Annotated in this window: 13 protein-coding genes; 7 read left to right on the top strand and 6 right to left on the bottom strand. The window is 60.5% G+C overall.

Features of this window, described 5'->3' with window-relative positions:
- Nucleotides 1-24 precede the first annotated feature (24 nt).
- The 4 genes from Syncc8109_RS03725 to Syncc8109_RS03710 are packed head-to-tail and all read right to left on the bottom strand — an operon-like array spanning nt 25 to nt 2,500.
- Nucleotides 25-993: an asparaginase gene (locus Syncc8109_RS03725; RefSeq protein WP_025362184.1), complete on the bottom strand. Its 969-nt coding sequence runs from the start codon at nt 991-993 to the stop codon at nt 25-27.
- 16 nt (nt 994-1,009) lie between these two features.
- Entirely contained in the window at nt 1,010-1,504 is a 495-nt protein-coding gene (locus Syncc8109_RS03720) for a CGLD27 family protein (protein ID WP_006849931.1), read from the bottom strand.
- Between the two features lie 11 nt (nt 1,505-1,515).
- Entirely contained in the window at nt 1,516-1,872 is a 357-nt protein-coding gene (gene rsfS, locus Syncc8109_RS03715; protein WP_006850633.1) for a ribosome silencing factor, read from the bottom strand.
- The gene (locus Syncc8109_RS03710; RefSeq protein ID WP_006849643.1) at nt 1,865-2,500 is read right to left on the bottom strand and encodes a DUF3318 domain-containing protein; all 636 of its coding nucleotides are present in this window, start codon (nt 2,498-2,500) and stop codon (nt 1,865-1,867) included. The genes rsfS and Syncc8109_RS03710 overlap by 8 nt, the downstream gene beginning before the upstream one ends.
- A 104-nt stretch (nt 2,501-2,604) precedes the next feature.
- On the opposite strand from Syncc8109_RS03710, the gene carB reads away from it, so the two are divergent.
- From carB to Syncc8109_RS03695, 3 genes are read left to right on the top strand one after another with little or no spacing between them, the layout of a single operon-like run.
- A complete protein-coding gene (gene carB / locus Syncc8109_RS03705) occupies nt 2,605-5,928 on the top strand; it encodes a carbamoyl-phosphate synthase large subunit (RefSeq protein ID WP_006851777.1) in 3,324 nt (1,107 codons plus the stop codon).
- A gap of 35 nt (nt 5,929-5,963) precedes the next feature.
- Complete coding sequence (locus Syncc8109_RS03700; protein WP_025362183.1) at nt 5,964-6,629, top strand: DUF3386 domain-containing protein; 666 nt, start codon at nt 5,964-5,966, stop codon at nt 6,627-6,629.
- Nucleotides 6,630-6,685: 56 nt separating this feature from the next.
- A complete protein-coding gene (locus tag Syncc8109_RS03695; RefSeq protein WP_025362182.1) occupies nt 6,686-8,038 on the top strand; it encodes a sodium:alanine symporter family protein in 1,353 nt (450 codons plus the stop codon).
- Nucleotides 8,039-8,113: 75 nt separating this feature from the next.
- Here Syncc8109_RS03695 and Syncc8109_RS03690 read toward each other — a convergent pair whose 3' ends face one another.
- Both Syncc8109_RS03690 and Syncc8109_RS03685 read right to left on the bottom strand, forming a co-directional pair.
- The gene (locus Syncc8109_RS03690) at nt 8,114-8,344 is read right to left on the bottom strand and encodes a DUF6447 family protein (protein WP_006850098.1); all 231 of its coding nucleotides are present in this window, start codon (nt 8,342-8,344) and stop codon (nt 8,114-8,116) included.
- Between the two features lie 49 nt (nt 8,345-8,393).
- Entirely contained in the window at nt 8,394-10,139 is a 1,746-nt protein-coding gene (locus Syncc8109_RS03685) for an ABC transporter ATP-binding protein (RefSeq protein WP_006852017.1), read from the bottom strand.
- A 39-nt stretch (nt 10,140-10,178) separates the two neighbouring features.
- On the opposite strand from Syncc8109_RS03685, the gene Syncc8109_RS03680 reads away from it, so the two are divergent.
- Genes Syncc8109_RS03680 through Syncc8109_RS03665 form a run of 4 tightly spaced genes read left to right on the top strand, consistent with a single transcriptional unit; the run spans nt 10,179 to nt 12,943 of the window.
- Complete coding sequence (locus tag Syncc8109_RS03680; protein ID WP_006851620.1) at nt 10,179-10,376, top strand: RNA-binding S4 domain-containing protein; 198 nt, start codon at nt 10,179-10,181, stop codon at nt 10,374-10,376.
- A 32-nt stretch (nt 10,377-10,408) separates the two neighbouring features.
- Nucleotides 10,409-11,140, top strand: coding sequence for a triose-phosphate isomerase (gene tpiA, locus Syncc8109_RS03675; protein ID WP_025362181.1), 732 nt, complete (start codon nt 10,409-10,411; stop codon nt 11,138-11,140).
- Nucleotides 11,118-11,963, top strand: coding sequence for a dihydropteroate synthase (gene folP / locus Syncc8109_RS03670; protein ID WP_156915542.1), 846 nt, complete (start codon nt 11,118-11,120; stop codon nt 11,961-11,963). Before tpiA ends, folP begins: the two co-directional genes overlap by 23 nt.
- Nucleotides 11,960-12,943: a GlcNAc-transferase family protein gene (locus Syncc8109_RS03665; RefSeq protein WP_006851778.1), complete on the top strand. Its 984-nt coding sequence runs from the start codon at nt 11,960-11,962 to the stop codon at nt 12,941-12,943. The genes folP and Syncc8109_RS03665 overlap by 4 nt, the downstream gene beginning before the upstream one ends.
- The last annotated feature ends 31 nt before the right edge of the window (nt 12,944-12,974 follow it).

Here is a 12,974-nt window from a genome sequence, read left to right as displayed (position 1 = left end):
TCGGTGTCGCAGGCGACAGCAAAGTCAGGACTGCAAGGCACCGGACACGCTGAGCTTGACACTCGGGTTCACGACCAGCACCTGCTCATCGAGCTCGTCAAGCCCCATGGGTGTGAGCCACTCGAGTTGACGCAACAGATGCAGAGCAACCGCTTGCTTGGCACGACGGGAGCCGTCTTCCACCTTGATGGCTACCCCAAGACCTTCACCAACGCGGCTGAGGCATTGAATGCCCTCTGCACCGCCCTTGCTCAAGACCTGACCGTGGCTGCGCCGCATCAGCTCGGTGTCGAAACGACCCTCACCGGCCACAAGGTCGGAGTGACTCAGCATCGCCCGACTGATCTGCTCGAGTTCGGCATGTTGTGAGGCACCGAGGTGGGCATAGAGCAAGGCCATCTGAGCCAACTGCAACACCAGGGTGGGAGCGCCACAGTCATCCCGTTCGGAAACCAATTCCTCAGCAGGCAAGCCGATCAGTTCAGCGACCCTGCGGTTCACTTCGACATGCAGAGGGTGGTCCTGCTCGAGATAGGTCTCGATCGGCCAGCCCATCTTTCGGCTGGTGGCCAGGAAGGCAGCATGCTTGCCGGAACAATTGTGCTGAAGCGGACTATCAGCCCCATTCGGCACAGGGCATTGAAGTGATGAGCTATCTAACTCCGCTTTCCAGAGCAACCGGAAGGCTTCCCGGGCGTGGGCATTGGTGCCCGCATGGGACGCACAGCTGATGGCGATGCCCCGTTCATCAACATCCAGCTGGTCGGCGGTTCCACTGCTGAGAAACGGCAGGGCCTGAAAGGGCTTCAGAGCCGAACGAATGAAACTTTCAAAGCCGGGGTTTCCTGCCGACATCAACACCCGTCCTCGGCCATCACAGACCACGGCATGAACGCGATGCACCGATTCCGTGATCGATCCGCGCCGCAAGCGGACCTCAAGGGGGGATGACCCGGACCGGGCTGCAGGGCTGAAGCCCGAGGGCAAAGTCATCGGAACCCCGATTGGTTCAGAGAGCCTGACAGAGACTGGCACCGGCCAGCATCAAACCCGCTGAGGTGGCCATGGCCCGTCCCAAACGACCCAGGATCGGACGAACCTCATGCCGGGCCACCAACAGGTCGCGCTCCCGCCAGGACAGAGGCTTTTCCCAGGTCTGCCCGTCGTACCAACCGGATTCTTCGTAGTCGACGGACTCACACAGAAGCCGCTGCATGACGTAGGTCCAGCCCAGCCATTGCCGCACCAGCAACAGCAGGGGGAGCACAAGAGCGGCCACAGCGGCTGCGGCCAGGAGACGGGGCGGATCCTGCTTCAGGGTCCAGCTCCCACTTGCGATCAGGCTGCACACCGGCAGCATTAGCAGCCAGAAGCCTGCAAGACGTTTGCTCAGGCGAGGTTCCTGACCCGCTGGCCAGGAGAAGAACCATGACTCGCAGAGCTGTTGAAACTCCTCAAGAGGTCGCTGCTCCGGTGGAACGGGGCAGGACACCGCTTCTGGCATGGATCAAGCGGCTACTGGACTGACGGTAAGAAGGTTCGGCTTTCGCCGTGACTCCAGAACGCCTCAAGGTCGTAGTAGCCGCGCTCATCGGGCATAAGCACGTGAACGATCACATCGCCGTAATCAAGAAGCGCCCAGCGCCCCTCGTTCAGCCCTTCCTTGCGCAAGGGAAGCAGATCTGCCTCAGTCTCCAGGCGGTCTTCAACAGACCGGGCAATTGCACGCACCTGAACATCGGACTGACCGCCTGCGATCACCATCCAATCCGCCAGGCTGGACACCTCATCGACACGGATCAGACGGATGTCGGTGGCCTTGCGATCATCGCAGGCATCGGCCACCAGTTCAGCAAGCTTTTCGCTATCCATAAACGTTCTCGCTGGTAACGGAGCTGCTTGAGCCCTCCTGTTGGGCCATTTCAGCTCTGGCCTTGCTGGCACTCTTGCGGAGCGCCTCAAGCCGGTCTTCGTAGTAGCTGCGACGGCGCTTCTTGCGGGTATTTTCGACCAGCTCCTTCAACGCGCCCCCAAGACTGCGATAAGCGTTCGGCACGCTGTAACCAAATCGGCAGGCAAGATCGATCGCACGCTCATCGGCACTGATGGCGTCCTGCAGGCGTTTTTCGGAATTGTTCTTCAGATAAAGCCGATACCCCGCAAAGCCGGATAGGCCGAGGGCCATCAACAGCAGCAGCCCGTCCTGAACCCACAATTCACCGATGGCACCGCCAAGACCGATGGCCAGAGCAGCCATCTCCCAACCGTCCCGGGGAATCGTGTCGTTCTGGATCCGACCAACTTCATGCCAGAACAGCAAATTGCGGTGATCCAACGCGAGGGCATCCCATTCGTCGAGATTCACTTGGATCTCCACTTCATCCCGGCCGATTTCCTCAAGGGTGATCAATGGAGGATCGACTGCAGCAGCTGATTCCACAAACACCCAGCTCTGCATTTCCGGTGGCAGCAGCCCCTTCAGGCGCTGGAGCTCACTCATTGCAACTCTGGTGCTGATCTCCCTTCACCGTAGCGAGGCCAAGTCCCCCGGTTGTGGCAAGGCCGCGTGAGAGGCTTGAACTGTTTGGCCAAGGACGATTTCCCATGCCGAGGCGGTCTGATCTGCGTCGCATTCTCCTGCTGGGATCTGGTCCGATCGTGATCGGCCAGGCCTGTGAGTTCGATTACTCCGGAACACAGGCCATCAAGGCCCTCAGAGCCGAGGGATTCGAAGTCATCCTGATCAACTCCAATCCGGCGTCGATCATGACCGACCCGGAGATGGCGGATCGCACCTACATCGAGCCGCTTACTCCGGACGTCGTGACCCGTGTGATCGAAAAAGAGCGGCCGGATGCTCTGCTGCCGACCATGGGCGGACAGACCGCGCTCAACCTGGCGGTCACCCTGGCGGAAAACGGCACCCTCGAACGCTTTGGCGTTGAGTTAATCGGTGCCGACCTTAAAGCAATCCAAAAGGCGGAAGATCGTCTGCTGTTCAAGCAGGCCATGGAGCGCATCGGGGTGAAGGTCTGCCCTTCGGGCATTGCCTCATCTCAAGAAGAAGCCGAAGCCGTCGGGGCCGCGATCGGAAGTTTCCCCCGGATCATCCGGCCCGCCTTCACCCTGGGGGGAAGTGGCGGGGGCATTGCCTATAACCCCGAGGAATACGCAGCAATCTGCAAGAGCGGGCTTGAGGCAAGTCCGGTGTCTCAGATTCTGATCGAGCAATCGCTCCTGGGCTGGAAGGAATTCGAGCTCGAGGTGATGCGTGATCTGGCGGACAACGTTGTGATCGTCTGCAGCATCGAAAACCTCGACCCCATGGGGGTGCACACGGGGGATTCGATCACGGTGGCTCCGGCCCAGACCCTCACAGACCGGGAATACCAGCGGTTGCGCGACCAATCGATCGCCATCATTCGGGAGATCGGTGTCGCGACGGGCGGCAGCAACATCCAGTTCGCGATCAATCCCGACAACGGCGACGTTGTGGTGATCGAGATGAATCCCAGGGTGAGCCGATCGTCGGCCTTGGCCAGCAAGGCCACCGGCTTCCCAATCGCCAAGATCGCCGCACGCCTCGCCGTCGGTTACACCCTCGACGAAATCCTCAACGACATCACCGGCAAGACGCCTGCCTGCTTCGAGCCGACGATCGATTACGTCGTCACCAAAATTCCGCGCTTCGCCTTCGAAAAATTCCGAGGCAGTCCGGCGGTGCTCACCACCTCAATGAAATCGGTGGGCGAAGCAATGGCCATCGGCCGTTGTTTCGAAGAGTCGTTCCAGAAAGCCATGCGTTCCCTGGAAACCGGGTTCTCGGGCTGGGGAGGCGACCGGGAGGAACCGGAGCTCACGGATGGTGAGCTGGATCGTCAGCTGAGGACCCCCTCTCCGGAGCGCATCCTCAGCGTTCGAACGGCGATGGTGCGCGGACGCAGCGATGAGGAGATTCATCGGATCAGCAGGATTGACCCCTGGTTCCTGGCCAAACTGCGACGGATCATTGAGGCGGAGGCAAGGCTGATCAAGGGCAAAAGCCTGGATCAGCTGGATGCAGACAGCTTGCTTGAAGCCAAGCAGCTGGGTTTTTCAGACCGACAGATCGCCTGGCACACCAAAAGCGACGAATTGTCGGTGCGTCAGCGGCGCCATCAGCTCGATGTTCGCGCCGTCTTCAAAACAGTCGACACCTGCGCAGCGGAGTTCGCTTCCTCCACTCCTTATCACTACTCGACCTACGAGCGTCCCTTGCAGACCCTGCAGGCCGACGGGTCCCTCAAGCCCCTTCCCGCCTCATCCGAGGTGAGTCGTCGTGACGACGGCCGCAAGATGATGATCCTCGGTGGTGGACCCAACCGAATCGGGCAAGGCATCGAATTCGACTACTGCTGCTGCCATGCCTCCTTTGCAGGGCAGGATCAAGGGATCACCACGGTGATGGTGAACAGCAATCCGGAAACGGTGTCCACCGATTACGACACCAGCGACAGCCTCTACTTCGAACCGCTCACCCTGGAGGATGTTCTCAATGTGATCGAAGCTGAGGTTCCGGATGGCGTGGTGGTCCAATTCGGTGGACAAACTCCTCTAAAACTCGCGATTCCACTCCTGCGCTGGCTGGACAGCGATGAGGGGCGCGCCACGGGCACCAGCATCTGGGGCACCTCCCCTGAATCGATCGACCAGGCTGAAGACCGCGAGCAGTTCGAAGCCATCCTCCGCAATCTGAACATCCGCCAACCCCGCAACGGCTTGGCACGCAGCGAAGAGGAAGCACGGGCCGTGGCCACAAGAGTGGGCTACCCGGTCGTTGTGCGTCCCTCCTACGTCCTGGGCGGACGGGCCATGGAAGTGGTGTTCGACGAAGAGGAACTCAACCGCTACATGCGCGAAGCCGTGCAGGTGGAGCCCGACCATCCGGTGCTGATTGACCAGTACCTCGAAAATGCTGTTGAGGTGGACGTGGACGCCCTCTGCGATCACACCGGTGCTGTGATCGTCGGTGGTCTGATGGAGCACATCGAACCGGCGGGGATCCATTCCGGAGACTCAGCCTGCTGCTTGCCCGCGGTTTCCCTCGGCGAGGCGGCACTGAACACGATTCGTGATTGGAGTCGCTCCCTGGCGCAAACGCTCGAGGTGCGGGGTCTGATCAACCTCCAGTTCGCCGTGCAGCGCAACACCGATGGCTCGGAAGTCGTCTACATCATCGAAGCCAACCCCCGCGCCTCCAGGACGGTCCCCTTCGTAGCCAAGGCCACAGGTCAACCTCTCGCTCGCCTGGCAACCCGACTGATGGCGGGCGAAACCCTGACCGACATCGGCATGACCAGCGAGCCGAAGCCGCCGCTTCAGTCGATCAAGGAGGCGGTGCTGCCGTTCCGGCGCTTCCCGGGGGCCGACACGGTGCTGGGGCCAGAAATGCGCTCCACGGGAGAGGTGATGGGATCTGCCGACAGTTTCGGCATGGCCTACGCCAAGGCTGAACTCGGCGCTGGAGAAGCGCTGCCCACCCAGGGGACGGTGTTCCTCTCCACCCACGACCGCGACAAACAGGCTCTGGTGCCCATCGCCGCTCGGCTGATCGAACTCGGGTTCGATGTGACGGCCACATCAGGCACCGCTCAGGCGCTCGCCAACGCGGGATTGAAGGTGCAATCGGTGCTCAAGGTGCACGAAGGGCGCCCCAACATCGAGGATCAGATCCGCTCCAATCAGGTGCAATTGGTGATCAACACACCGATTGGCCGCCAAGCTGCCCATGACGACAAGTATCTGCGTCGGGCAGCGCTCGATTACGCCGTTCCAACGGTGACGACCCTCGCGGGAGCACGGGCGGCGGTGGAGGCGATCTCTGCACTCCAGCAACAGCCGAGGCTCAGTATCCATGCCCTCCAGGACGTTCACGCCATGCAGCGTTAGGCCACCGGTAGGGTTGCGGAAGCCACCTCAACGCTTTGACAGCCTCCGTTCCCGTTAAGCCTGGAAGCGACGTGCGTGATGACTTCCGTCGCGCCTACGAGAACCGCTACACCTGGGCGCCTGGATTCTCCGGCTATCGCGGACGCTGCATCTGGCAACAGGGCGATCAACGGGTCGAGGGCACGTTTGAGATTGGTGCCGATCTCAAAGCCAAGGTGGAAGGCATTGAAAACGAAGAGATCCTCAAGGCGGTGAATTCCCAGCTCTGGGAAGTCGCGATCCATCGCGTGCGTCGCAGCTTCGAGCAAACCCACGGTGAAAACACCTTCACCGCTGGTGACACCAACGAGGTGGGAACCGAAGTGCTCGTCGGTGGCAAGGGAGCCGGGGATAAATACCGCATCAAGGATGACGTGGTGACCATGGTTCACCGCCACATCCACGGCACCGTCGTGACGATCTACACCACCGATGTCACCGACACAGGTGCGGGCTACCTCAGCCACACCTACACCAGTCAGTACGCCGACCCGGCAACGGGAGAAGCCCGTGGCGGCCGCAGCAGCTTCAAAGACAGCTTCGCTGCTCTTCCTGGAGATGGAGCCTGGGTGCTGACCGAGCGGGTCGTGACCATCGAAGCCCATGGCGATACCCCCGCCGGAAGCCAGACCTTCCGTTTTGAAGATCTCGAATCGCTCTGAGTTGATTGCCGGTACAAGCCGGCTATGAGACCATCCGCCCAAACCTGTTGAAAGGCATGGGCGGAGTCGAGTCGACCATTCAGGCCATCAATGGCCCAATCAACAGCATCGTCTGGGGATGGCCCACCGTCCTTTTGATTGCAGCGACGGGCATTCTTCTGATGGTGGGCCTGCGGTTCATGCCGCTGCAACGGCTGAGCTATGGCATCTCGATGATGCTTCGGCCGGCTGCATCACAAACGGAAGGGGAGATCACCCCCTTCCAAGCGTTGATGACGTCGTTGTCGGCCACGATCGGCACGGGGAACATCGCCGGTGTTGCGGGGGCCATCGCCGTTGGTGGACCTGGTGCTGTCTTTTGGATGTGGATCATCGCGATCTTCGGCATCGCAACCAAATACGCCGAAGCGGTGCTCGCGGTTCAGTTCCGCGAAACCGATGGAGACGGCAACCACGTGGGTGGGCCCATGTACTACATCCGCAACGGACTCGGAAGCGGCTGGAACTGGATGGCGGGCCTGTTTGCCCTCTTCGGCATGTTGGCGGGCTTCGGAATCGGCAATGGGGTTCAGTCCTTTGAGGTGTCGTCTGCCTTGAGCCTGATCGGCGTCCCGAAACTGGCGACCGGAGTCGTTTTGGCAGCCCTGGTTTTCGCTGTCGTGATCGGGGGCATCAAACGCATTGCCCAGGCGGCCTCAGCCATCGTTCCGTTGATGTCGATTCTCTACGTCGCTGCATGCCTTCTGGTGTTGCTGGCCAATCTGGGCAGCGTGCCTGAAGCCTTCGCCACGATTTTCTCCAACGCCTTCTCCGGCCAAGCCGCAGCCGGTGGTGCCCTCGGTCAGGTGGTGCTGATGGGCTTCAAACGGGGCATTTTCTCCAATGAAGCGGGCCTGGGCAGCGCTCCGATCGCCCACGCCGCTGCCAAAACCGATGATCCCGTGCGCCAGGGCACGGTGGCCATGCTGGGCACCTTCATCGACACCCTGATCATCTGCACGATGACTGCCCTGGTGATCATCACCACCAAAGCCAATCTGATCCTGGATGCAGCCGGCGACAAGCTCAGCGGCGCAGACCTCTCCATCGCTGCCTTCAACACCGGCATCGCCGGCAGCGGCATGGTGGTCACCCTGGGATTGGTAGTCTTCGCCTTCACCACCATTCTCGGTTGGAGTTTCTACGGCGAACGCTGCACCACCTACCTGTTCGGTGATTCCGCCGTGCTGCCCTTTCGTCTGACTTGGGTGGCTGTTGTCGTAATTGGTGCTGTCGCCGGCGACCGTGGAGTGATCTGGTCGATTGCCGACACTCTCAACGGCCTGATGGCTCTCCCCAACCTCGTGGCCTTGATCCTGCTGTCCGGAACCGTGTTCAAACTCACCAGGGCCTACAGCTTCAGCGACTGAGCAGAGCGGCGAGCAATAAAAGGCGAGCAATAAAAAGAGGGGGCTGTTGAGCCCCCTCTTTTTATTGGCAGGCAATCAACCCTGATCGGGCAACGGAGTCACGGACTTGAGCTTTTCATTGAGCTCTGTGGCCAGGCTCTGACGGCCCACCGCCAGAACCTTGAGGGTGTCTTCATGCATCCGCAGCTGAGCGTCGGCAACCTGCATGCCACGCACAAGCTCCTTGAGCTCATTGGGAAGCGTATTGAGGTCGTAGCGCTTGCCCTCAAAGGTCAAGACAGGGTTCTGGGCTGCAGAGTCAGTCATCGTTCATCGCCGGGATGGCGGTGTACCGGCGGCCAGATCGTAGAGGGATTCAGGACTTTTGCCGATCTCGAATGAACTGTCGTTCGCACAGTTCGCGGTAACGCCCACCACGCTGCATCAAGTCGTCGTGGGTTCCTCGATCGACAACGGCTCCTTGTTCCAGAACCACAATGCGATCGGCCTCCTGCACCGTGGCCAGACGATGGGCGATCACCAACACCGTTCGTCCCTTCATCGCCTGCTTCAGACCGAGTTGGACCGCAGCCTCGGCTTCAGCATCGAGGGCACTGGTGGCTTCATCCAGTAGCAACAGCGCTGGATTGCCAAGCACCGCGCGGGCAATGGCGATCCGCTGCAGTTGTCCACCGGAGACATTGGTTCCCCGCTCCTCGAGCTGGGTCTCATACCCATGGGGCAAAGCACGGATGAAATCATCCGCATTGGCCAACCGAGCTGCGTCGCGAACCTCGTCATCCGTCGCGCGACGCCCGAACCGAATCGCTTCGGCAATGGTTCCGGAAAATACGGTTGTGCGCTGCGGAACCAGGGCCACCTGCTGACGCAGCTCACGGGCGCGCATCAAGCTGATGTCGGTGCCATCGAGACGGATCTCGCCCTGTTGCACCGTTTTGAAACGGAGCAGGAGCGATAGCAGGGTACTTTTACCCGCACCGGAGGGGCCAACAATGGCCAGCACCTGGCCCGCATCCACTCGCAGATTCAGCTGATGCAGCACCGGCTGGGCTGGGTCATAGCCAAAGCTCACCTGATCAAAGACCAGATCACCACGGAGAGCACCGATGGATTGCGCCTCGGCTGGATCAGCAGCCTCCTGAGGCTCTCGCTCGATCTCCCGCAAGCGTCGCAGCGACGCTTGACCCTGTTGGAATTCGTTGAAGTTGTTGGTGATGTGGGCAATGGGATCGATCAGCACGATCAGCCCCGTCAGGTAACTGCTCAGCCCGGCAATGCTCAGATCACCGCTCTGAATCCGCCAGGCTCCGAGGGCCAGCACGGCAAACAGACCAACCACCTCGATGATGCCCACCACCGGATGCTGCAGCGCCACGAGGCTGTAAGTGCGGTGGCGGGCCTGCCGGTGCTGATCGATTTCTGTCTCGAAGCGGTCCTGCAACCAGGGCTCAGCAGCGAACGCACGCACGAGGGGCAAACCTTCAATGGCCTCACCCAGCAGACCGGCCAGTTCACTCACCTTTTTCTGACTGCGTTCCGTGGCGGCCATCACGCGCGCACCAAACAGACTGATCAGCCAGACGATCACCGGGGCCAGCAGCAGGATGGCCAGCGTCAGTTTCCAGTCGAGCCAGAGCATCATCCCCAGCACCGCGACAAGCTGCAGCACGCTGGGAACCGTGTCGTGGATGGTTTTGTACAGCACCTCGCTGACGCGATCGGCGTCTTCGGTGAAGCGGTAGGTGAGATCACCGGCCGAGAGCTTCTCCAGCGCCCCTAGCTCCACGGTCTGCAAACGGCGGAACAGATCACGCCGTAGGTCCTGGCTCACCAGCAATGCAGGCCCTGCAAGAAGCGAGTCCTGACCGAACTGGGCGATTTTCTGAACAGCAAAGATCAGCAATGCCAGCCCGATCAGCTGAAGCACGCGAGCCAGATCACCCGATCCCAGCGCGGGGAACAAGTCTCCGGCCAGCTGCACGAGCAACGGATAGCTGCCCACGTAAATCACCATGCAGCACCCCCCCCATAGCAGTTCCCGCAGGTGGGGGCGAAGCAATGGCAGCAGCCGGCGAAAACCGGCCTTGGATGGGGTCAGCATCGCGGCACAGTATCAATGGTGAGCTCAAAACTCTGCCCAATGAAGCTGGATCAGTTCCTGAAATGGAAGGGTTGGGTCTCCACCGGCGGTGAGGCGAAGCAACGCATCCAGATGGGAGAAGTGGAGGTCAATGGGAGCGTTGAAACCCGACGGGGACGTCAGCTTTCCCCGGGAGATCGGGTTGTGCTTGCTGGGGAGGAGTCCGTTGTCGGCAGCGAAAACGCGACCGGGCCGTAAGTTAGCTCCCACATTCCATGGGGAAGCAAGGCGTGCGCAGACCGGTGATCGCTGGCAACTGGAAGATGCACATGACCTGTGCCCAGTCGCGGGAGTTCATGGAAGCCTTCCTGCCATTGCTTGCTGACACCCCAGACGACCGCGACCTGGTGCTGGCACCACCCTTCACGGCGCTATCGACCATGGCGGAACTCAGCCAGAACTCCCGCGTCTGCCTGTCGAGCCAGAACGTGCACTGGGAAGGCCAGGGAGCCTTCACCGGGGAGATCTCCCCAGCCATGCTCAAGGAGCACGGGGTGACCCACACGATCGTGGGCCACAGCGAACCGCGGAAATACTTCAGTGAAAGCGACGAGCAGATCAACCACCGGGCCCGCTCCTCACAATCCAACGGTCTGATTCCGATCGTTTGCGTTGGAGAAAGCGATGAACAGCGCGAGCGGGGCGAAGCTGAACGGGTGATCCGCCGTCAGATCGAGCAGGGCCTGGAGGGTCTCGATGCCGAGAAACTGGTGGTGGCTTACGAACCGATCTGGGCGATTGGCACAGGCAAGACCTGCGCAGCCGAAGAAGCCAACCGCATCTGTGGTCTGATCCGAAGCTGGGTGGGCTCCCCCGATCTGGTGATTCAGTACGGCGGCTCCGTCAAACCCAGCAACATTGATGAGTTGATGGGCATGAGCGATATCGACGGGGTGCTGGTGGGAGGTGCTTCCTTGGAGCCCGAAAGCTTTGGACGGATTGCCAACTACCAAACGGCTTGATTCAGGCTGCTGGCCCCAGGGTTGGGGCCAACGCACAGCCGTGATGGGGGTGATCAACGTCACCCCGGATTCCTTCAGCGACGGAGGGAGATTTCTGGCGAGTGAACGGGCCCTTGCTGAAGCTCAGCGGCAGCTGAGCCGTGGTGCGGACGTATTGGATCTCGGGGCGCAAAGCACCCGACCTGGAGCGGAGGAGGTGGGCTCCGAAGAGGAGTTGCGGCGGCTCCTACCAGCGCTGAAGAGCATCCGGGAGCGCTGCCCAGAGACGCTCATCTCCATCGACACGTTTCTGGCGCCGGTGGCCGCCAAAGCACTGGAAGCAGGGGCCAACTGGATCAATGATGTGAGCGGTGGCCGGCGGGATCCCGATTTGCTCCGGGTGGTCGCCGATGCGGGCTGTCCGGTGGTGCTGATGCACAGCCGCGGTGACAGCAAAACCATGGATCAGCTCACGACCTATGCCGATGTCGTGGCAGATGTGAAAGAGGCGTTACTGGAGCGCAGTGAAGCTGCGATTCAAGCCGGCGTTGATGAAAGCCAAATCATCTGGGATCCGGGTCTCGGCTTCGCCAAGACTCACGAGCAGAACCTGCAGCTGCTGCGGGATCTGGAACAACTCACTGCAGGACCGCGACCGGTGCTGATCGGCCCTTCACGCAAACGCTTCATCGGCGACGTGCTCGATGAGCCCAGGCCCAAAGCTCGTCTCTGGGGAACAGCTGCCGTGGCCTGCCGCTGCGCCCAGGCGGGTGCTGCCGTGCTGCGGGTGCACGATGTAGGCCCCATCAGCCAGACGCTGCGAATGGCGGCTGCACTCTGGTGAGCTCCACGATCTTTGTTCAGATCGCGGCTTACCGGGATCCGGATCTCCCGGCCACACTGCACAACCTGATCGAGCGGGCGGCCCAGCCCGAGCGGCTGCGCTTCGGCATCTGCCTGCAACTGGCCGCTGATGACCCGCCCCACTGGGGAACAAGCGCGTTTCCGGATCATCTTCAACTGAAGAGCATCAGATTCGATGCAACTGAAAGCCGCGGAGCCTGCTGGGCCCGACGACAGGCTCAGGGTGTCTACGGCGGGGAAGACTTTCTGCTGCAGATCGACAGCCACATGCGGGCTGTGGAGCACTGGGATGACCTGTTGCTGACGACCTGGAAGGAATGCAGCGATGAGCGTGCCGTTCTCAGTGTTTACCCGAACGGCTTTCAACAGCCGTGCCGTTTGCAGACATCAACCCTGCCTGTGATGGCAGCCGCCGGTTTCGATGCCTACGGCATCCTCAAGCTGCGAGGCATCAGCCGTTTCCAACTTCCAGAAGAACAACCTGATCGACCCATCCCCGGGGCGTTTATCGCCGGAGGCTTCCTGTTCGGCCCGGGCTCAATCGTGAGCGAAGCGCCCTACGACCCCGAGCTCTACTTCTATGGAGAAGAGATTGCCATGTCGGCACGGCTGTGGACTTCGGGTTTCAACATTTACGCCCCGAATCGCCTACTGCTGTTTCATCTTTACAAGACAGATCATATAGATCAAGAGCATGCAGCCACCCATTGGGGCGATCACAGCAATTGGCATCATTACAACCTTCGCGCAATCAAACATGTACACACACTGCTCGGCAGTCTTAACAACGCACCGGCATCAATCCGCTGCTTGAATGATGCGCATGGCGAACTTAAACCCTTTGGATTAGGGAGAAAACGTAGCCTGCCTCTGTATCAACAGTGGGCTGGAATTGATTTCAAAACGGCAGAGATCAGCCAAGCCGCAAGACATGCAGAATTCAAGACTCTGAAAGCCTGAGTTGCACAGCATTCATCGCCAATAAAAAAGC

The organism is Synechococcus sp. WH 8109 (assembly GCF_000161795.2).
Taxonomy (GTDB): Bacteria; Cyanobacteriota; Cyanobacteriia; order PCC-6307; family Cyanobiaceae; genus Parasynechococcus.
The sequence above is the reverse complement of the archived record's forward strand: the minus strand, read 5'-3'. Positions and strand labels throughout refer to the sequence as shown.